Here is an 18,764-nt window from a genome sequence, read left to right as displayed (position 1 = left end):
CGGCTCACGGCTCCCGGCGGCGCAGCAGCCCGGCACGCTCCTGGATGGCGGCCGTGACGTCGTTCAGCTTCCGTTCGTCGGCGATCGTGGTGTTGCCCTCGTAGGTGACGCCTTCGGGCGGGCTGTCGTGCCCGATCGGGTCGGCGTCCCAGAAGTTGCCCCGGTAGACGACGTTCTCCAGCGGCGGGCTGACCTGCAGCACCGAGGTGTTGTCGGCGCGCATGACCACGTTCTCCTCCACCGTGACCCAGGAGGCGCCGTAGTCGGTGTAGAGGGCGAAGTTGTACGGCGTGCGCGTGTCCATGATCACGTTCCCCCGGATGACGGCGCCGTTGTCGTGGGAGTCGCCCTGGGGGCCGGACAGGTAGACGCCGCCGCCGTCGGCCAGCACCGTCATGGTGTCGGCGGTGAGGTTGCGCAGGATGCGGGTGCCTTCGCCGGGGCCCGCCACGATCCCGCAGTAGGGCACGTCGGTGACCTCGTTCTGCGCGACGGTGCATCGGCGCGTGCTCAAGAGCGTGACGCCGGGAGAGCCGGAGTAGTCCAGGCCGATCCGGCGGATCCGGTTGTCCTCGATCAGCACGTCACGGCTCCGGATGACGGCCACGGCGGACGCGGAGAGGGTGTCGAAGTCGCACCCGCGCACCGTGACGTCGCCGCCGCCGGACAGGCCCAGCCCGCTGGCGCCCAGCCGGGTGAACCGGCAGCCCTCGAACCCCATCCCGGCGGTGTCTTCCAGCACCACGCAGGCCGGGATCGTAGACGATTCGACGGGAATCGTCACGGACGCGTCCTCGCCGAAGGTCACCCGGTCGATGGCGCCGCCGTCGTAGTAGCCGCTTCCGTGGTAGTGCAGGAAGCCCTCCGGGCGGCTCGGCCGCAGCCAGGTGGCGTCCGCGAACACCAGCCCCTCGAAGCGGACGTTCCGGGTGCCGGTGGCGCGGAGCAGCGTTTCCAGCACCGGCGCGACCACCCGGGTGTGCTCGGGGCGCTCGCCGGGCCGGGGCCGATAGCGCAGGACGTGCCGCCCGGGACGCGATCGGTCCAGGACGAACGTGCCGGGCTCGGTCAGGAAGCTCGCGTCGTTCTCCACCCGGGTGGGCAGGCCGAGGCCGTGTGACGACTGGCCGCCCCAGACCGAGTTGTACAGCTCGGCCGCCCAGCCGAAGGCGGGCTGCACCATGGTGATCACGGTGGAGCGCGCGTCGCCGGTGACGGCGGCCACGCCGCAGCGGGCCTCGGTCCAGGGGTAGACGCCCCGGTAGACGAACTCGACGTCGCCGGGGCTGCGCCAGCCCTGCGGGCCGGTGCTGTCGGTCGTGTAGCCCGTCTCGGTCATGGCGATCGTGCCGGGGAGGGCGTCGACGCCCGCCCGCTCGGCCCTGCGGCCGTCGACGTAGAGCTGGCGGGTCTCGAGGTCGCCGACGTCGGCCAGCCACACGCCGTCGCGCTCCCGCCAGCCACTGATCTCCCGTCCGCCGCTGATGACCGCCTCGCCGTGCTCGTCACCCTGGTAGACGACCCCGGAGTCGGCCTCGGTCAGCTCCAGGGGCGCGGACAGCGCGTACGTGCCCGCCCCGAGGTGGACGACGACGTCACCGGTAACCTCACGGGCTGCGGCCCGGGCGCGCTCCAGGGTGGCGAAGGGCCGCTCCGGGGTTCCCTGCCAGGAGTCGTCACCCGAAGGGGCGAGGTGGAAATGGAACATCACAGGCATCACCTTTGCTGTATATGGCGTACACGTAGTAGTACACCATAAACGAGAGGAGCGCACCCATGACGAGAGATCCGGACCGCGTCGTCGAGCTGCTGTGGCACGACGGCGACCGCGAGCCCCGGCCGGGGCTGAGCCTGGCCCGGATCGTGCGGGCCGGCATCGAGCTGGCCGACGCCGAAGGCCTGGAGGGCCTGTCCATGCGCAAGGTGGCCGACCGGCTCGGCTTCACCACGATGTCGCTCTACCGCCACGTCCCCGGCCGCGACCAGCTCGTCGACCTCATGCGCGACGCGGTCCTGGGCGAGCAGCCCCTGACGGCCCCGCAGGAGGGCGGCTGGCGGGCCCGCCTGGAGGAGCGCGCCCGCGCGGCCTGGGAACTGCGCAGCAGGCACCCGTGGCTGGCCGAGGTGCGCGGCACCCGGCACGTGCCCGGCCCCAACGCCGTCGCGCACTACGAGTACATGCTGAGCGCGGTCGCCGGCACCGGGCTGAGCCCCGCCGAGATGATCGCCGTGGTGGGCCTGGTCGGCCGCTTCGTCGACGCCGAGGCCCTGGCGCTGGTGGAGACGTCCAGGGAGGAACGGCGCAGCGGGGTGAGCGAGGAGGAGTGGTGGGGCGCCCGCGACTCCCTCTACGAGCGGCTCGACCGCTACCCGACGCTCTCCTACCTGTGGGAGGCGGGCGGGTACGACCAGCCGGAGGACTCCTTCGAGTTCGGCCTGCGGCGCGTGCTGGACGGCATCGAGGTGCTCATCAAAGAGCGTGATGAAAAGCGTGATGAAACATGCCGGGTTTGCGGCACGGTCCTGGAAGGCGCCCCGTCTGGACGGCCCCGCCGGTACTGCTCACGCGCCTGCCAGCAGCGCGCCTACCGCAAGCGCGCCACCACCTAGAGGGCGAGCACCTGCGAGACCGTCCGCATGAGGCTCGACCGGTACGTCCCGCCATACAGCACGACGTGGACGAGCAGCGGATGCAACTGGTGCAAAGGCACCCGATCCCGCCACCCGTCGGCCAGCGGCGCCTCCTCCTGGTACGCCCCCAGCACCCGGTCCAGGAACGGCGCGCCGAACAGGGCGAGCATCGCCAGGTCGGTCTCCCGGTGACCGCCGTGCGCCGCCGGATCGACGAGCACCCCGGTGCCGCCCGACCAGAGCACGTTGCCGCTCCACAGGTCGCCGTGGATGCGCGCCACCGGCTCCGGCGGCCCCGCGACCTCGGCGAACCGCTCCACGGCCCGTTCGACCAGGCCGGCGTCCCCGGACGACAGGCGCGCCCGCCGAAGGAACGGCAGGACGCGGCGGGCGGCGTAGAAGACCGGCCAGTCATCGGCGGGCGAGTTGTCCATCGGCAGCTCCGCGATGAACCCCGGCCAGGGCGCGCCGAAGGCGGGGGCGCCCGCGAGGTGCAGCCGCGCGAGGTCACGCCCGAACCGCTCGGCAGCGGCGGCGGTCGGCGGCTCCTCCGCCACCCACGACAGCACCAACCGGTCACCGTCGGCCTCGACCACCTCGGGCACCGCGATCGCCTCACCCAGCCAGCGCAGCCCGGCAGCCTCGGACGCGATCAGCGGCGGCGGAGCCCCGTCCTTGACGAACACCTCGCGGCCGTCGTCCAGCACGCCGCGCCGCAGCCGCCAGCCGTGCGACGAGCCGAGATCCTCAGTCGATCTCATCGGCGACATGCTTGGCGACGCCCTCGCACGCGGCCTCCACGAGACGCAGCACCTCTTCGAAACCCTCCCGGCCGCCGTAGTACGGATCGGGCACCTCAGCCCCTTCGGGGGCGTCGGGGTCGAACGACCGCAGCAGCCGCACCTCGGCGTCGCCGGGGGCGATCCGCCGCAGAAACCGCAGGTTGTCGCGGTCCATGGCCAGCACCAGGTCGTAGCGGTCGAACCAGTCGTCGGTGAACTGCCTGGCCCGGTGCGCCGAGCCGTCGTAACCGTGCTCGGACAAGGTCTGCAGGGCCCGCTCGTCCATCGGGTCGCCGGCGTGCCAGCCGCCGGTTCCGGCGCTCTCGACCAGAACCCGGTCCCCGAGCCCGTGATCGGCCAGCTTCCTGCGGAGCACCACCTCGGCCATGGGTGAACGGCAGATGTTTCCCATGCACACCAGGATTACGCGGTAGGTCATAGAGCCCATCATGACGGTGACCGGGCGCGTTCACCGAACGTTCACCCTCGATGGGGGGATTGAGTCACTTTGCCTGCGTAATTTCTGAGTCGACTAAGGACCAAGTGGGAGGAACCCAACCGTGAAGTATGCAGGCCGGCTCGCCGCCGTCGCCGTAGTCGGCGCGCTCTCGCTCGCTGCGTGCGGCACAGACAACAACGGCACTGGTGGCGCGAGCACCTCTGCCGCTACCGCCCAGGGCAACGACAACGGCACCAGCGGCACGATCAACGCTGCGGGCTCCTCTGCCCAGGCCAACGCGATCGACCAGTGGAAGAAGGACTTCCAGGCCAAGAACCCGGGTGTCAGCCTGAACTACCAGCCCAGCGGCTCCGGCGCGGGCGTGCAGGCGTTCATCCAGGGAACGGTCGCCTTCGCGGGTTCCGACTCGGCCCTCAAGGACGACAAGGGCGAGCCCGCCCAGGCCGACGCCCGATGCAAGACCGGCAAGGCCATCAACATCCCGATGGTGACCGGCCCCATCGCGGTCGTTTACAACCTGCCCGGTGTCGAGGGCCTGCAGCTGTCGCCCAAGACGCTCGGCGCCATCTTCAACGGCAAGATCGCCAAGTGGGACGACGCGGCCATCAAGGCCGACAACCCGCAGGCCAAGCTGCCCTCCACGCCGATCCAGGCGTTCCACCGCTCGGACGAGTCCGGCACCAGCGACAACTTCACCAAGTTCCTCAAGGCGACGGCTGACTGGCCGTACGAGCCGGCCAAGGCGTGGCCCGCCGAGGCCAAGGGCCAGGGCGCCAAGGGCTCCGACCAGATCGCGTCCAGCGTCAAGGGCGCCGAGGGCGCCATCAGCTACGTCGAGCTCTCCTACGCCGAGAACTCCCAGCTGCAGAAGGCCAAGGTCGCCAACGGCGCCGGCGAGTTCGTCGAGCTGTCGGCCGACAGCGCGGCCAAGACGGTCGAGACCGCCGAGATCAAGGGCACCGGCAACGACCTCAAGCTGGGCATCGACTACGCCACCAAGACCGCGGGCGCCTACCCGATCGTCCTGGTCACGTACGAGATCACCTGCGAGAAGGGCCTGCCGGCCGACCAGTCCAAGCTGGTCAAGTCCTTCCTCACCTACACCGCCAGCGACGAGGGCCAGGCCGCGCTGAAGGACCTGGGTTACGCCCCGCTCGCAGGCACCCTGCTCGCCAAGGTCCGTGCCGCTGTCGAGGCGATCTCCTAACAACTCATGACGACAAACGTCCGTACCCGTGGGGGCGGGTCGGCCACGGGCCGACCCGCCTCGCGGCGCAGCCATGGTGAAGGTCCCTTCCGCTTCGCGGCCACCGGCGCGGGCATCGTCCTGCTGGCGATCATGGCGGCCATCGCCGTCTTCCTCATCAGCGAGGCGATCCCCGCCCTGCAGGCGAACAAGGGCTCCTTCTTCACCGAGCTGATCTGGGACCCCAACGGCAGCCAGGTGTTCGGCATCGCCGCCCTGGCGTTCGGCACGATCCTCAGCTCGGCACTCGCGCTCGTCATCGCGACCCCGATCGCGGTCGGCGTGGCCCTGTTCATCTCCCACTACGCGCCCCGCCGCCTGGCCGGCCCGCTCGGCTACCTGGTGGACCTGCTCGCCGCCGTCCCCAGTGTGGTCTACGGCCTGTGGGGCGTCGTCTTCCTGGTCCCCCTGCTCAAGACGCCGTCGCAGTGGCTGAACGAGAACCTCGGCTGGTTCCCGCTGTTCGCCGGCGAGGGCGCCATCGGCGGCAAGACCATGATCGCGGGCGCGATCGTGCTGGCGATCATGATCCTGCCGATCATCGCGGCCATCACCCGCGAGGTCTTCCTCCAGGCTCCCAAGATGAACGAGGAGGCGGCGCTCGCGCTCGGCGCCACCCGCTGGGAGATGATCAGGATGGCCGTGCTGCCGTTCGGCCGCCCCGGCGTCATCAGCGCCGCGATGCTCGGATTGGGCCGGGCGATGGGCGAGACCATCGCGGTCGCGCTGATCTTCCCCGCCACCTTCGACATCAGCTTCGAGATCCTCACCCCGCACGCCAACAGCATCGCGGCCAACATCGCCAACGGCTTCGGCGAGGCCACCCCGATCGGCCGCGGCGCGCTGATCGCCTCGGGCCTGGTGTTGTTCCTGATCACCCTGCTCGTGAACATGGGCGCGCGCTTCGTCATCAACCGCCGCAAGGAGTTCGCGAGGGCCGGCGCATGACCACGATCCAGCACATCTCGACCAGCCGCCGCGTCAAGGACCGCATCGTCCAAGGGCTGGTCTACCTCGCGTTCGCACTGGCGGTGGTGCCGCTCGTCTCGGTGCTCTGGCTCGTCATCAAGAACGGCCTGGCCCGCTTCGACCTGGAGTTCCTCACCCACTCGATGCGCAACATCGGCGCGCGGGACGCGGGCGGCGGCGCCTACCACGCGATCATCGGCACGCTCGAACAGGTCCTGCTGGCCTCGCTGATCTCCGTCCCGATCGGCCTGCTCACCGCGATCTACCTGGTCGAGTACGGCAACGGCGGCCGGCTGAGCCGATACATCAGCTTCTTCGTGGACGTCATGACCGGCGTCCCTTCTGTCGTTTCCGGCCTGTTCATCCTGGCGTTCTGGGTCCTGTTCCTCGGGATGCCGTTCTCCGGCTTCGCCGGCGCGCTCGCCCTGTCGATCCTGATGATGCCGACCGTGGTCAGATCGGCCGAGGAGATGCTCCGCCTGGTCCCCAACGACCTGCGCGAAGCCTCGTACGCGCTGGGCGTCGCCAAGTGGCGGACGATCGTGCGGGTCGTCCTGCCGACCGCCTTCACCGGCATCGTCACCGGTGTCATGCTCGCGGTGGCCAGGGTCGCGGGCGAGACCGCTCCGCTGCTGCTGACCGTGTTCTTCACCGACTCCATCAACAACGACCCGTTCAACGGGCCGCAGATGGGGCTTCCCCTCTTCGTCTTCGACCAGGCAGGACGTCCCAACGACACCGCCGTGGACCGGGCGTGGACCGGAGCCCTCACGCTCATCCTGATCGTCATGCTGCTGAACCTGGTGGCGCGCCTCATCGCCCGGTGGCGAGCGCCGTCCAGGGGCCGATAGGGGGTATCCGCCGAAATGTCTAAGCAGATCCAGGTTTCGGGCCTCGACGCCTACTACGGGTCGCACAAGGCCATCGAGGACGTCTCGATGACCATCGAGCCGCGCTCGATCACCGCCTTCATCGGCCCGTCCGGATGCGGCAAGTCGACGTTCCTGCGCACGCTCAACCGGATGCACGAGGTCATCCCGGGCGCGCGCGTGGAGGGCAAGGTGCTGCTCGACGGCGAGGACCTGTACGCCCCCAGCATCGAACCGGTCTCGGTCCGCAGGATGATCGGCATGGTCTTCCAGCGTCCGAACCCGTTCCCCACGATGTCGATCTACGAGAACGTCGCCGCCGGGCTCCGGCTCAACGGCCGCGTCCCCAAGTCGCAGCTCGACGGCGTCGTGGAGGAGTCGCTCAAGGGCGCCAACCTCTGGAACGAGGTCAAGGACCGCCTCAACAAGCCCGGCGCCGGCCTGTCGGGCGGCCAGCAGCAGCGGCTCTGCATCGCCCGCGCGATCGCCGTCAAGCCGGAGGTGCTGCTCATGGACGAGCCGTGCTCCGCCCTCGACCCGATCTCCACGCTGGCCATCGAGGACCTGATGGCCAAGCTCAAGGACGAGTTCACGATCGTCATCGTCACCCACAACATGCAGCAGGCCGCCCGGGTCAGCGACAGGACCGCCTTCTTCAACCTCGCCGCGCAGGGCAAGCCCGGCAAGGTCATCGAGATGGACGAGACCTCCCGCATGTTCACCAATCCCTCCCAGAAGGCGACCGAGGACTACATCACCGGGCGCTTCGGCTGATGATCCACCAGCAGGCGGCATCCACGGTGCACGGGGACACGAGGACCAAGCCCGTACTGCTCATCGCCGACCCCGACTGGGCCGTCGTGGAGGAGGTGGCCGCGGTTCTCGAACGCGAGGGCGTGGCCGTGACGGGCGTCGGCGACGGCGCCCAGGGGCTGCTGCAGGCAGGAGCGCTGCAGCCCGACGTGGTACTGGTCGCCGCCACGCTGCCGGTCATCGACGCGGTGGAGTTCGTACGCGCGGTGCGGCTCTCACGAGCCGTACCGGTGCTCCTGGGCGTCGGTGAAGGGCACGCCGAGCAGGCCGTGGCGGCCCTCGCGGCCGGAGCCGCGGCCTGCGTCGCCCGCCCGTACCGGGTGCCCGAACTGCTCCCGTTCATCCAGGCCGCCTCCCCTGAGGGACGCAAGGTGCTCGCCGTCGGCCCCGTCGAGCTGGACGTCCAGGCCTACCAGGTCCGGGTGGACGGGCGGGCCGTGCACCTGCCGCTGCGCGAGTTCGAGCTGCTCCACTACCTGATGCGCAACGCCGACCGGACGGTGACCCGCGAGCAGATCATGCGGCACGTCTGGCACGCGGCGGCCAGCACCTCGACGAACACGATCGCGGTGCACGTCAAACGGCTGCGTCACCGGCTCGGTGACAACGACGACCAGCTCATCCAGACCGTCCGCGGCGTGGGCTACCGCCTCGTCACGCCCGGCATTTCCGGAACGACCGCATAATGCGCTTGGCGACGCCCTCCACCGTCGCTATGCCGTACCCCACCTCGGCACTACCCTCGCTGAGGACGGCGACCGCATAGTCGTGGCCGTGGCCACGTATCACCCCGACGCTGACCACGGCCCAACGCTTGGTCGACACGCGCTTCAGCCAGCCGTTCTTGAGCGCCACCCGGTCGCCCTTGCAGGTGGCGGCGCTGACACCCCAGTTCTGGCCGTCGACGACGTTGCCCATCAGCCTGAGCACCTGCGCCCGGTCCTTGGCCGGGAGCGGGCTCTTCTTCGACACCAGCGCCTTCATCAGGCGGACCTGATCCTCCGCCGACGTCCTGGTGATGCCCCAGCAGTACAGGTCCAGGCAGTCGCCGGGGACCCCCTGGGTGTGGCGCAGGCCGAACCGCCTGCCCGCCCTGGCGAAACCGGAAGCGCCGCCGACCCGGAGCCAGAGCCGGTCGGCGGCGTGGTTGTCGCTGTAGCGGATCATGAGGTCGGCGTCGTGCCTGGTCGCCATGGAGAGCTTGCGCCACGGCGTTCTGAGCAGCAGGGCCATCAGGATCTGCACCTTGGCGGTGCTCGCGGTGATCAGACGCTCGTTGCGGTGATAGCGATACAGGCGGCCGGTGCCCAGGTCCTCGACCATGGCGGTGACAGGCCCAGGACGTCCGGCCAGGTAGCGGTCCAGACGCTTGGTGATCTCCTTGGGCACGCCGGACGCCACCCCCGCCACCAGCCTTCCGGCCCCCTCACCCCTCGTCAGGCTCTCAGGGTTCTTCGCCACCTCAACCCTTTTCAGACCTGCATGGCTCCAGGCAGCCTCAGCCCGCGTCTCCCCCTCGACGGACGATGCATGCGGGAGGTCAGCGGCCCCAGGCTGCCCGACCGTCGCCTGGGCGCCGCCGCACACGGTCATCGGGAGGAGAAGGGCCACAGCCGTGATCAATCGCGATAACACGCCCCCGCCCTTCTCATGATTTTCCGCGAATTATCGCGAGAAACCAGACAACGGCGCTAGCGGGAAACGCGGACCATTTTCGCGATCGATTCGTCGTCACAGGTGGCCCAGAAGCCGCCCACGACATCCTCCAGGTGCTGGAGCGAGTCCGCCCGGAACAGCACATCCTGATATTTCGTGATGTCGTACTTGGTGGTGCTCATGGCCTGTAGGTCCAGCGGCCTGATGTCCATGCCGCGGAACTCCTCGATCTCCCCGTACGACGACAGGATCCCGGCCCCGTACGCCTTGAGCTCGGCCCCCTCCGACATCACGCCGAACTCCAGGGTGAACCAGAAGACCTTCGAGACGATCTCCAGCGCCTCCTCGCTCTCCACCCGCCGTGCCGCCTCCCCGGCCAGCCGGTAGAGGGCGGCGTACCGGTCGTTGGCCAGCGCGTTGGCGTGCCCGATCACCTCGTGGATCACGTCCGGCTCGGGCGTGTAGAACGGGACGGAATGGTGGCGGATGTACTGCGTCGAGTGGAAGTACCCGTCGGCGAGCACGCCGTAGAAGTCGCGCAGCGGGACGAGCCCGGCGGCGGGCAGGTACCGGAAGCCCGTCAGCGGCTCGAGCAGCCGGCTGACCTCCTCCAACTGCGGGATCCTGTCCTGAGGCAGCCCGAGCCTGGCGGCGCCGTCGAGGTACTCCGCCGTGGCGTACTTGTCGTGCTTGACCGCCAGTTCCCTGGTGACCAGCGCCCAGATGCCGTGCTCCTGCTCGGTGTACTCGGCGACCGGGATCGGCGTCCCGCGCCGGTAGTTCACCGCCAGCCCCGCGATCGCGTTGCGCCTGGTCCGGTAGACCGGGTCGGCGAAACCAGGATGCGACGCGGCCAGCTCGACCACCACCGAACCGTCATCCCTGGCCGCGACCGGGGCGAAGTACTGCGCTTCCTCGAACATGGAGCAGATAACAGCAAATCCGAAATTTCCTGGCAAGAGCGCCCAGTTCTCCTGCGCGATACGCTAGCTGAAGTACGCCCATATCCCCATTCTCCTGGTCGAATCGCACAGTCTCGAGGGGGCCCGCCCATGGACGAGCTGGACGCCAAGCTGCTTGTGACCATGCGGGCACACCCGCGCATCGGGCTCACCGAGCTGGCCCGGCTGCTCGGCGTCGCCAGAGGCACCGTCCAGGCCCGCGTGGAGAAGCTGACGGCGCGCGGCGTGATCGTCGACTTCGGCCCGACCGTCTCCACGGCCGCGGCCGGGTACCCGATCCTGTCGTTCGTGTCCCTGCAGATCGCCCAGGGACGCCTGGACGAAGCCGTCCAGGCCCTTCGCGCCGTCCCGCAGATCCTGGAGGTGTACGGCACGAGCGGCCAGCACGACCTGCTCTGCCGGGTGGTCGCCCGCAGCACCGACCACCTCCAGGAGGTCATCGCACGCATCCTGGCCTCCCCCGGCGTCCAGCGGACAGACACCACGATCGCGCTCTCCACCCAGATCCCGTACCGCGTCGAGCCCCTGCTGACGTCCCGCTGACCACCAACGCACCCTGCTGTTGGGTAAGACCGGCCGGCGACGCCGGGCTCGCCGGTTACCTGGAACGGATGTACGACGTCGCCGAGCGCCTGGCCCGCGTGCCGCGTCGCCCTGGATGGGGATCCCCGTAGCATCCGCCGAAAATCCACCACATTCGTCCGACCTGCGATGATAACGATCCAATGACCGATGTTGGCGGATTGCGGGCAGTTCGCCACGGTACGGCAAAATTACTGATGTGCTAGTCGGATTGCTCGGACCCTTCGAGGTCCGGAACCATGATGGGGCCGTGGTGGAGGTTCCCGGGATTCGGCTGCGCGCCCTGCTGGCCGCACTCGCCCTCGAACCCGGCCGGATCGTCACGCGTGCGAGGCTGGTGGACTGGATCTGGGGGCAACAGCCGCCCGCGGACGAAGTGAATGCCTTGCAGGCGTTGGTGTCCAGGCTGCGCAGGGTGCTGCCGGACGGTGTGATCGAGGCGGATTCCGGCGGATACCGGCTGGCCGTGGCTCCTGATGCCGTGGACGCGTGCCGGTTCGAGCACCTGGTCGGCCAGGCCCGTGCCGCCGAGCCTGCGGCGCGGGCTGATCTGCTGCGCTCGGCCTTGGCCTTGTGGCGCGGCACGGCCATGGCGGATATCGCACTGCGAGACAGCGATGCGTTCGACGCCGCGGTCGCGCGCCTGGACGATCTCTACGTCGCCGCGCTCGGGGATCGGGTGGATGCGGATATTCGCCTCGGCCGTGGCTCGGAGTTGGTCTCCGAGCTGACCGAGCTGGTCGCCACGTATCCGCTGCGGGAGGGGTTCGTGGCGGCGCTGATGCGAGCGCTCGCCGAGGCGGGGCGCGGCAACGAGGCGTTGACCGTGTACCAGCGGACGCGCGAGCTGCTCGCCGAGGAGTTGGGCGCCGACCCATCGGCCGAGCTCTCCGCGCTGCACACCGCGTTGCTACGGGGCGAGCTGGGCGAGCGGGCGGAGAACCGCCGGACGAACCTGCGCGCCGAGCTGACGAGCTTCGTCGGCAAGGACGATGACATCTCCGCGGTCGCCGTTCTGGCCATCGGGCATCGGCTGGTCACCTTGACGGGGGCGGGCGGCTCCGGCAAGACAAGGCTGGCCACGGAGACCGCGCGGACGATGCTCACCGAGCTGCCGGATGGGGCGTGGCTGGTCGAACTGGCCTCGGTGCGGGCAGGCGGTGACCTGGCGCAGGCCGTCCTTACCGCGATCGGCCTGCGTGACCAGGCATTGCTCGGTGATGCGCGCGGCGGGGAACCGATGGATCGGCTCATCGCCGCGGTCCGGGAGCGCGCGATCTTGCTCATCCTGGACAACTGCGAGCACGTGATCGAGGAGGCCGCGGCCTTCGCGGATCGGCTTCTGGGAGAGTGCCGGAGGCTGCGGATTCTGGCCACGAGCAGGGAACCCCTCGGTATCACCGGGGAGGTCCTGTGGCAGGTCGAGCCGCTCGCGCTGCCCGCGAAGGGAGCGGACCCCGCCGAGGTCGCCTCCTCTCCCGCGGTGCGGCTGCTGCGGGACCGCGCGAATTTGGTACGCAAGGACATCGGCTCCGACGCGCACACCTTGGCGGCCATGGCGCGGATCTGCCGGGCGCTCGACGGGGTGCCACTGGCGATCGAACTGGCCGCGGCACGCCTCCGCACCATGTCCATCGATCAGCTTGCGCGCCGGCTCGATGACCGATTCCGGCTGTTGACCAGCGGCAGCCGTACGGCGCTGTCCCGGCACAAGACACTGCGCGCGGTCGTGGACTGGAGCTGGGATCTGTTGACCGAGGCCGAACGTGGCGTGCTGCGGCGGCTCTCGGTGTTCTCCGGCGGGGTAAGCCTGGAAGCGGCCGAACGGGTGTGCGGCGACGAGACGTTCGGCGGGGAGCAGGTACTCGACCTGCTGACCGCGTTGATCGAGAAGTCGCTGCTGCTCGCCGACGGCGAGGGCACGCCGCGCTATCGGATGCTCAACACCATCAGCGAGTACGCGGCGCACCGGCTCGCCGAAGCCGGGGAAACCGAGCCGGCGCGCCGGGCGCACCTTGCCTACTTCACCGAGCTGGCCGAGACGGCCGAGCCGCACCTGCGCCGGGCCGAGCAGCTGGAATGGCTGTCCACGTTCAAGGCCGAGCACGACAACATCGGTACGGCCCTGCGCGGGGCGATCGCCGAGGGGTGGGCACAGGAGGCGATGCGGCTGGTCGGGGCCGTGGGCTGGTACTGGTATCTCAGTGGGTACAGGGCCGAGGGCACCGAGTTGAGCATCGCGGCCGCCTCGCTGCCCGGTGAGGTGTCCGATGAGGTGCGGGCGATGGCGTACAGCATCGTGACAGTGTTCATGACCTCGGGGCCCGGCCGCGATCAGTATCAGGCGCAGGAGTGGATCCACAAGTTGCACCGATTCACCCAGGACAGGGAGTATCGCCACCCTTTGCTCAAATTCGCCGGACTGTGGGAGCGGATGCTGCAGGAGCCGACGGATCTCCTGCCCGCGTTCGAGCCGCTCATCGCCACCGACGATCCATGGGTGCGCGCGCAGGCCAGGCTCACTCGTGGTCGCTTGCGGCTCACGCTCGGCGGAGACGAGACCGACGTGGACACCGACGCCGAAACCGCCCTTGCCGACTTCCGCACGCTGGGTGACCGCTACGGGATCTCGCTGGCGCTGACCTTCCTGGCCGATCGGCTCGCCATGCGCGGCCAGTTCGCACGTGCGTGTGAGCACTACGAAGAGGCGGTCGCGGCGCTGACCGAGGTAGGCGCGACCGAGGACGTGGCCATCTCGCGGGCACGGCAGGCTCAGCTGTACTGGCTGCTCGGCGATGAGCGATCCAGCACGTCCGCCATGGCCGAAGTACAGCGCTTCGCGGATGGGATCGCCTGGCCGGACACGCTTGTCGAGCTGGAGCTTTCGAAGGCGCAGCTGGCGCGCTGGCGCGGCGAGCCGGACAAGGCACACCAGCACCTGGCCGCGGTGCGGGCGATGCTGGTCGACGAGGAACGGAGCGACTTGGCCCGCGCCAGGTCCATGGACCTGTACGGCTACCTCACCGAGGATCTCGAGAAGGCCCGCGCGTATCGGAGCGAGGCGTTCCGCGCGGCTGTGGCGGCGACGTATCCGCCGCTGATCGCCGACGTGCTGATCGGGATCGCGGATCTCGCGCTGCGCCAGGGACAGTACGAGCAGGCCGTGCGATTGCTCGCGGCAAGCGACGCCGTGCGCGGTACGCCGGATCGTTCGCAGCCGGACGCTTCCAGGATCGCCGCGGACGCGCGCAATCGCCTCGGTGAAACCGTGTTCACCGAGGCGACCCGTGCCGGGCAGCAGCAGGATTGGCGTGAGCTGGCGGAGATCACCCTCGCTTCGTGAACGTCGCGCGCGCCCACAGGTAGCCGATCAACATGATCCCCACGCACCAGGCGATCGCCATGATGGCCGAGCCCGTCGACGGTGCGCCGGCCAGCAGCCCGCGCAGGGTTTCGATGATCGAGGTGAACGGCTGGTACTCGGCGAACTGCCGCGCCCCCGCCCCCATCTTGTCGGCCGGCACGAACGCGCTGCTCAGGAAGGGAAGGAGCATCAGCGGGACACCGATGAGGCCCGCGCTTTCCGGTGACTTCGCCGCGAGACCGAACGCGATCGTCAGCCAGCCGATCGCCAGGACCGCCAACGCCACGATGCCGATCACGCCGAGCCACTGCGTGAAACTCGCCGACGGCCGGAATCCCATCAGAAACGAGACCCCGATGATGAGCGCGATGGCCACCAGGCTCCGTAGCATGGTCGCGATCACGTGCGCGTTCAGCACCGCGCCCCGGGACACCTGCATCACGCGGAGCCGGTTGATGAATCCGGTCGTCATATCGGAATTCACCGCGATCGCGGTGGGGCTGATCCCGTAGCAGATGGTGGTAATGATCAATCCTGGCGTCGCGTAATCGGCGTAGTTGACGCCGACGTTGAACGCGTCGCCGAGTATGTAGACCATCAGGAACATCAGAACGAGCGGCATGATGATGCCGTTGAACAATGCCAGCGGATTTCGCATCGTGTGCCGGAAGTTGCGCCGCAACATGGTCGCGGAGTCCGAGATGACGTTCATCGTGCACTGATCTCCTTGTTCTTGTGGCCGGTAAGGGCGAGGAAGACATCGTCCAGGTCCGGTGTATGCACCGACAGTTCCTCGGCTTCAATGGAATGCGCGTCGAGCCGATCGAGCAGCGCGCGCAATGACCTCACCCCGCCGTCGCCGGGCACCCGCAGGGTCAGCTCTTCGGCGTCCCTCGTGGACTCGTGCAGGACCCGTGCCGCGGCGTCGAGTGCGTACTGATCGGTGAACCGCAGCCGGACATGGCTGCCGGGAACCCGGCGCTTGAGCTCGTCGGCGGTGCCCTCGGCGACCAGCCGGCCCTGATCGAGTACGGCGATACGGTCGGCGAGCTGGTCGGCCTCCTCGAGATACTGGGTGGTGAGGAAGATGGTCCTACCGTCGGCGACCAGTTCCCGAATGATCTCCCACATGGTGCGGCGGCTGCGCGGATCGAGTCCCGTCGTGGGCTCGTCCAGGAAGATGATCTGCGGCTTGCCGACCAGCGTCATGGCAAGGTCCAGCTTGCGGCGCATGCCGCCGGAGTAGGACGACGCCGGCTTGCTCGCCGCTTCGACCAGGTCGAACTGGTCGAGCAACCGGCGGGCGATCTGCTTACCCTGTGTCTTGGGCAGGTGCAGGAGATCCGCCATCAGCAGCAGGTTCTCCTCGCCGGTGAGCAGGTCGTCCACCGAAGCGAACTGCCCGGTGACCCCGATCGCCGCGCGCACCGCCTTGGTCTCCGTAACCACGTCGTGCCCGGCGACGACCGCCTTCCCGGCGTCGGGGGTCAGCAGCGTGGTCAGCACGTTCACCGTCGTGGTCTTCCCGGCGCCGTTGGGCCCGAGCAGGGCGAAGATCGTACCGGCCCGGACATCCAGGTCGACGCCGTCGAGCACGATCTTGTCTTTGTATGCCTTTCGCAGCCCCGAGGCCGCAATCGCTGAACCGTTCATGGCGTCCACGATCGCCGACCGCTCTGATGCCGGGCCGTTGCCGTGCTGACGCGGCCGCTGACACGACACCGCATCAGACCTGATCGCCGCCGGGACCTCTGCCGACCAGGCGCGCCGCCCGACGACATCGCCGCCGGCCACGTTGAAGCCCTCTGACACCCGAGATTCCTGACGTCCCAAACCCAGATGCCATGCTCTCGCTGGTCAGGCAGGTGTGTCAGATATTCGGCGGCCCCGCGGAATCGGACAACGACACGATCGTTAACTACTCCGGTTCACCCGGCTACGCAGTACCCGCGCCACCGCCCAGCGGCAAACGCTTGGCAACGTCCAGTCGCACCTCGCCGTAGGGCTGGACGTGCTGCCAGAACAGCGGAGCCAGCCCGCGGCTGTCGGCGGGCTTGAGCAGCTTGGCCCACTCCGGATCGGGGAGGACGTCCTGGAGCATCAGCGTGTTGATGTCCACGAGCGCGGCGCGCAGGCACAAACGCTCATCTCCAGCTCCTTACGCCGCTGGTGGCGATGTCGCCGCCCTTGCCGTAGAAGATGACACTGTTGGTTCCCTTGGAGGACTCCACCACGTTGAGCCCTTCCTGGGTCCCCCGCTGGAGTTCCGGGGACGGAGATAGCGGGCGACGAAGATGGTCTTCTGCGCGCGGCCGACCTCCAGCATGGCCCGGTACGTCGGGTGGGAGGCGGACTCGGTGAACCGGCGCAGGATCGCCTCGGTGGAGGCAGTGCCGTGCTTGATCGCGGTGGCGTATTTGATCAAGATCAACGCCGTTTGGGGCTCATGACACGCTACCTACCGACCCCCCTCCATGCACGAGGGGCGGTGCCACCGCTGTGCACCGCATGCCTCAGGCGGCCGCGCGGCGCTCGTGCAAGGCGCATATGTAGAGGGCCGCAATGACCGTGCTGAGGGCGGGGGCGTTCCGACAAGGATCGGCCGCGCGCCCAGCCGCCCGGCACCCGCCCGGCGCCCGCCCGGCGCCCAGGCGCCCGGCACCCCCCGGCGCCCAGCCGCCTGGCGCCGCGGCGCCAGGCCTTGACCATGGCGCCACGACTTGCCTATCGGTGCGTCGGATGCGGTACGACGCGCCGATCGGTTCAACAGCTTGTGTCAGTACGTCCAGCTGTGCCGCAGCTCAGCCTGCCAGCCGTCGTTCGGGAAGTAGTTGTGAATGATGTACGCCGGCCCAAGCCCCTTGGCGAAGATGTTGTCCCGCTGATGCCGCAGCTCCAGCGGCCCACCGACGTCACCGTTGCCGCGGTTGTTGTCCTTCCAGATCTCGAACTGCTTGATGCAGGTCCGCCCCTGGAAATACTTGTTGTTGCACGTGGGAGCGGACGGAGGGAACCATACCTGCTTGTGGTAGAAATCCACGGAGGTGGCACCCGGAATGAGGATCTTCCCCCACGCCTCCAGACAGTACGGCTCCGACTGGATATCCCATTTAACGTAGTGCTGCTTGCCCTCAAGGGAGAGAATCGGCTTCATGTTCTGACAGTTGACGTCACCGATCTGCTCCTTGGTGACGCGCTGCTTGAGCATCCCGTCCTTGTTGCCGTACCCGTCCAGCAGCACCCATTTACCATCGGCGCTGCGTTCGAACTTCTCGTAGTTCGCGGGCGGCCACTTGTCGGGGTCCCCCCACCTGATGTACGAGACGTTGCCACCTTGCGGCTCCCACGCCCACTGGTTCCGCCACGACCCCGACCAGAACTGCCCGGCGCTCCGCTCGAACATCCTGGAGTAATCTCCGTACGTGCCCAAGTCAGCCGACTTCGCCACCTCAGCAGCATTTCCGGTTTGGGACGTCCCAACAATAAACAGTCCGACCAACGCCGCCACTGCCGCCGCGAACCTTCTAACTCCCCAGCTCATCCCACTCCCAATCGAATACGCTTTTCACAGATAATCAACAGCCCTCAGAGGCGGTTCATTAAATGCGCTTCCGTCCCAACCGGGACGCCATACCGCACGAGGCTATCAGCGGGTCTGTCAGAGAACCCAATACTTCAAAGAAGGATGAATTGTCATAGTCGACTATCTTCACCTGCGAGAAGCAGAACGTGATCGCAACAGTCAACCTGCAGATCGAGTTGCATCCGCGGAAAGGTGCAGTTCGGCCTGGCGACAGGAGTAGCGCCGTGAGCTGACGACGACCATCGCGCACCCTTCCGGGGGCGAACTTTCGAGCTCTAAAGGAGCCGCACCCCAGAGGGCAGGTATTAGCCAGCACCGCACAGGGTGGAGAAGAAGGCGATGCCGACAACGACACTGCGGAAGACACACGGGCAGCAGCCTCTCGCATGTCGACCCTGCCGCCCACACCCCGAAGGTCCCGACCTCCATCACATGTGCTCCGGCGGCCCGAACGACCAGGGCAGCCGGACTCCCTTGACCGGACCACTCGGGCCTGGGTGGCCGGCAGCTTCCAGATCGACAGACCGAACGGCTTCACCTCTGCCAAGATTCGACGCGCATCACTCCACGGCCGAACGGTGGGAACCAGGGCCGAATGGTAGGACCCAGGGCCGAGAGATGGTGAGAACCAGGGCCAAGAGGTTGACGTCGGCCAGGGCCGACACCGTGCGCGGCGCCGGCCACAGGCAGCGGGATACCCGCCTCCTGGAACCTCGCCCCCTGGCCAGAGAGCCGGACTTTCCCCACAAAAGCGGAAAGGGCGGGAAGAGAACCCCTCAACAGGGGTCCTCTTCCCGCCCTCACCTAACAATTGTCCGGCGGTGACCTACTCTCCCACACCCTCCCG

The 18,764-nt window shown here is 68.4% G+C and carries 18 protein-coding genes; 8 read left to right on the top strand and 10 right to left on the bottom strand.

Features of this window, described 5'->3' with window-relative positions; translation table 11 throughout:
• Positions 1-4: 4 nt before the first annotated feature.
• Entirely contained in the window at positions 5-1,708 is a 1,704-nt protein-coding gene (locus ABT294_RS22700; RefSeq protein ID WP_350808473.1) for a right-handed parallel beta-helix repeat-containing protein, read from the bottom strand.
• Between the two features lie 68 nt (positions 1,709-1,776).
• On the opposite strand from ABT294_RS22700, the gene ABT294_RS22695 reads away from it, so the two are divergent.
• Entirely contained in the window at positions 1,777-2,610 is an 834-nt protein-coding gene (locus ABT294_RS22695) for a TetR/AcrR family transcriptional regulator (RefSeq protein ID WP_350808223.1), read from the top strand.
• Here the strand turns inward: ABT294_RS22695 and ABT294_RS22690 are convergent.
• Together ABT294_RS22690 and ABT294_RS22685 are read right to left on the bottom strand one after the other, a co-directional pair.
• Entirely contained in the window at positions 2,607-3,392 is a 786-nt protein-coding gene (locus tag ABT294_RS22690) for a fructosamine kinase family protein (protein WP_350808222.1), read from the bottom strand. The genes ABT294_RS22695 and ABT294_RS22690 overlap by 4 nt on opposite strands.
• Positions 3,379-3,852: a low molecular weight protein-tyrosine-phosphatase gene (locus tag ABT294_RS22685; protein ID WP_350808221.1), complete on the bottom strand. Its 474-nt coding sequence runs from the start codon at positions 3,850-3,852 to the stop codon at positions 3,379-3,381. The genes ABT294_RS22690 and ABT294_RS22685 overlap by 14 nt, the downstream gene beginning before the upstream one ends.
• Positions 3,853-3,973: 121 nt before the next feature.
• On the opposite strand from ABT294_RS22685, the gene pstS reads away from it, so the two are divergent.
• Genes pstS through ABT294_RS22660 form a run of 5 tightly spaced genes read left to right on the top strand, consistent with a single transcriptional unit; the run spans position 3,974 to position 8,456 of the window.
• Entirely contained in the window at positions 3,974-5,080 is a 1,107-nt protein-coding gene (gene pstS / locus ABT294_RS22680) for a phosphate ABC transporter substrate-binding protein PstS (RefSeq protein WP_350808220.1), read from the top strand.
• 6 nt (positions 5,081-5,086) lie between these two features.
• Positions 5,087-6,067 (top strand): phosphate ABC transporter permease subunit PstC, encoded by a 981-nt coding sequence (gene pstC, locus ABT294_RS22675; RefSeq protein ID WP_350808219.1) that lies wholly within the window; start codon positions 5,087-5,089, stop codon positions 6,065-6,067.
• On the top strand, positions 6,064-6,939 hold the full coding sequence (gene pstA / locus ABT294_RS22670; protein WP_350808218.1) for a phosphate ABC transporter permease PstA: 876 nt from the start codon (positions 6,064-6,066) through the stop codon (positions 6,937-6,939). The genes pstC and pstA overlap by 4 nt, the downstream gene beginning before the upstream one ends.
• 15 nt (positions 6,940-6,954) lie before the next feature.
• Positions 6,955-7,731 (top strand): phosphate ABC transporter ATP-binding protein PstB, encoded by a 777-nt coding sequence (gene pstB, locus ABT294_RS22665; protein WP_350808217.1) that lies wholly within the window; start codon positions 6,955-6,957, stop codon positions 7,729-7,731.
• The gene (locus ABT294_RS22660; protein ID WP_350808216.1) at positions 7,731-8,456 is read left to right on the top strand and encodes a response regulator transcription factor; all 726 of its coding nucleotides are present in this window, start codon (positions 7,731-7,733) and stop codon (positions 8,454-8,456) included. Before pstB ends, ABT294_RS22660 begins: the two co-directional genes overlap by 1 nt.
• Here ABT294_RS22660 and ABT294_RS22655 read toward each other — a convergent pair.
• Positions 8,425-9,231: a serine hydrolase gene (locus tag ABT294_RS22655; protein ID WP_350808215.1), complete on the bottom strand. Its 807-nt coding sequence runs from the start codon at positions 9,229-9,231 to the stop codon at positions 8,425-8,427. The two genes, ABT294_RS22660 and ABT294_RS22655, sit on opposite strands and share 32 nt — an antisense overlap.
• A 230-nt stretch (positions 9,232-9,461) precedes the next feature.
• Positions 9,462-10,349 (bottom strand): phenylalanine 4-monooxygenase, encoded by an 888-nt coding sequence (locus ABT294_RS22650; RefSeq protein ID WP_350808214.1) that lies wholly within the window; start codon positions 10,347-10,349, stop codon positions 9,462-9,464.
• A gap of 129 nt (positions 10,350-10,478) precedes the next feature.
• On the opposite strand from ABT294_RS22650, the gene ABT294_RS22645 reads away from it, so the two are divergent.
• Entirely contained in the window at positions 10,479-10,931 is a 453-nt protein-coding gene (locus ABT294_RS22645; protein ID WP_350808213.1) for an Lrp/AsnC family transcriptional regulator, read from the top strand.
• A 289-nt stretch (positions 10,932-11,220) separates the two neighbouring features.
• Entirely contained in the window at positions 11,221-14,313 is a 3,093-nt protein-coding gene (locus ABT294_RS22640; protein ID WP_350808212.1) for an AfsR/SARP family transcriptional regulator, read from the top strand.
• Here ABT294_RS22640 and ABT294_RS22635 read toward each other — a convergent pair.
• From ABT294_RS22635 to ABT294_RS22615, 5 genes are all read right to left on the bottom strand, one after another.
• Complete coding sequence (locus ABT294_RS22635; protein WP_350808211.1) at positions 14,297-15,046, bottom strand: ABC transporter permease; 750 nt, start codon at positions 15,044-15,046, stop codon at positions 14,297-14,299. The genes ABT294_RS22640 and ABT294_RS22635 overlap by 17 nt on opposite strands.
• Complete coding sequence (locus ABT294_RS22630) at positions 15,043-15,987, bottom strand: ATP-binding cassette domain-containing protein (RefSeq protein ID WP_350808472.1); 945 nt, start codon at positions 15,985-15,987, stop codon at positions 15,043-15,045. The genes ABT294_RS22635 and ABT294_RS22630 overlap by 4 nt, the downstream gene beginning before the upstream one ends.
• A 283-nt stretch (positions 15,988-16,270) precedes the next feature.
• Positions 16,271-16,474 carry a Tn3 family transposase gene (locus ABT294_RS22625; protein ID WP_350808210.1) on the bottom strand — a complete coding sequence of 68 codons (204 nt, stop codon included), beginning with the start codon at positions 16,472-16,474 and terminating at the stop codon, positions 16,271-16,273.
• A gap of 18 nt (positions 16,475-16,492) precedes the next feature.
• Positions 16,493-16,759, bottom strand: a complete 267-nt coding sequence (locus tag ABT294_RS22620) for a Tn3 family transposase (RefSeq protein ID WP_350808209.1) — start codon at positions 16,757-16,759, stop codon at positions 16,493-16,495.
• A gap of 351 nt (positions 16,760-17,110) precedes the next feature.
• Positions 17,111-17,737, bottom strand: a complete 627-nt coding sequence (locus tag ABT294_RS22615) for a hypothetical protein (RefSeq protein ID WP_350808208.1) — start codon at positions 17,735-17,737, stop codon at positions 17,111-17,113.
• Positions 17,738-18,764 lie beyond the last annotated feature (1,027 nt).

Source organism: Nonomuraea sp. NPDC000554 (assembly GCF_040300065.1).
Classification (GTDB): domain Bacteria; phylum Actinomycetota; class Actinomycetes; order Streptosporangiales; family Streptosporangiaceae; genus Nonomuraea.
This window is presented reverse-complemented; position numbering and strand designations above follow the sequence as displayed.

What these genes read in the sequence shown, in the direction of transcription:
- ABT294_RS22615 (WP_350808208.1), bottom strand. Translation starts at nt 17,737, where the DNA reads ATGTTCGAGCGGAGCGCCGGGCAGTTCTGGTCGGGGTCGTGGCGGAAC.
- ABT294_RS22695 (WP_350808223.1), top strand. Translation starts at nt 1,777, where the DNA reads ATGACGAGAGATCCGGACCGCGTCGTCGAGCTGCTGTGGCACGACGGC.
- ABT294_RS22630 (WP_350808472.1), bottom strand. Translation starts at nt 15,987, where the DNA reads ATGAACGGTTCAGCGATTGCGGCCTCGGGGCTGCGAAAGGCATACAAA.
- ABT294_RS22650 (WP_350808214.1), bottom strand. Translation starts at nt 10,349, where the DNA reads ATGTTCGAGGAAGCGCAGTACTTCGCCCCGGTCGCGGCCAGGGATGAC.
- ABT294_RS22685 (WP_350808221.1), bottom strand. Translation starts at nt 3,852, where the DNA reads ATGACCTACCGCGTAATCCTGGTGTGCATGGGAAACATCTGCCGTTCA.
- pstC (WP_350808219.1), top strand. Translation starts at nt 5,087, where the DNA reads ATGACGACAAACGTCCGTACCCGTGGGGGCGGGTCGGCCACGGGCCGA.
- ABT294_RS22645 (WP_350808213.1), top strand. Translation starts at nt 10,479, where the DNA reads ATGGACGAGCTGGACGCCAAGCTGCTTGTGACCATGCGGGCACACCCG.
- pstB (WP_350808217.1), top strand. Translation starts at nt 6,955, where the DNA reads ATGTCTAAGCAGATCCAGGTTTCGGGCCTCGACGCCTACTACGGGTCG.
- ABT294_RS22700 (WP_350808473.1), bottom strand. Translation starts at nt 1,708, where the DNA reads ATGTTCCATTTCCACCTCGCCCCTTCGGGTGACGACTCCTGGCAGGGA.
- pstA (WP_350808218.1), top strand. Translation starts at nt 6,064, where the DNA reads ATGACCACGATCCAGCACATCTCGACCAGCCGCCGCGTCAAGGACCGC.
- ABT294_RS22660 (WP_350808216.1), top strand. Translation starts at nt 7,731, where the DNA reads ATGATCCACCAGCAGGCGGCATCCACGGTGCACGGGGACACGAGGACC.
- ABT294_RS22690 (WP_350808222.1), bottom strand. Translation starts at nt 3,392, where the DNA reads ATGAGATCGACTGAGGATCTCGGCTCGTCGCACGGCTGGCGGCTGCGG.
- ABT294_RS22635 (WP_350808211.1), bottom strand. Translation starts at nt 15,046, where the DNA reads ATGAACGTCATCTCGGACTCCGCGACCATGTTGCGGCGCAACTTCCGG.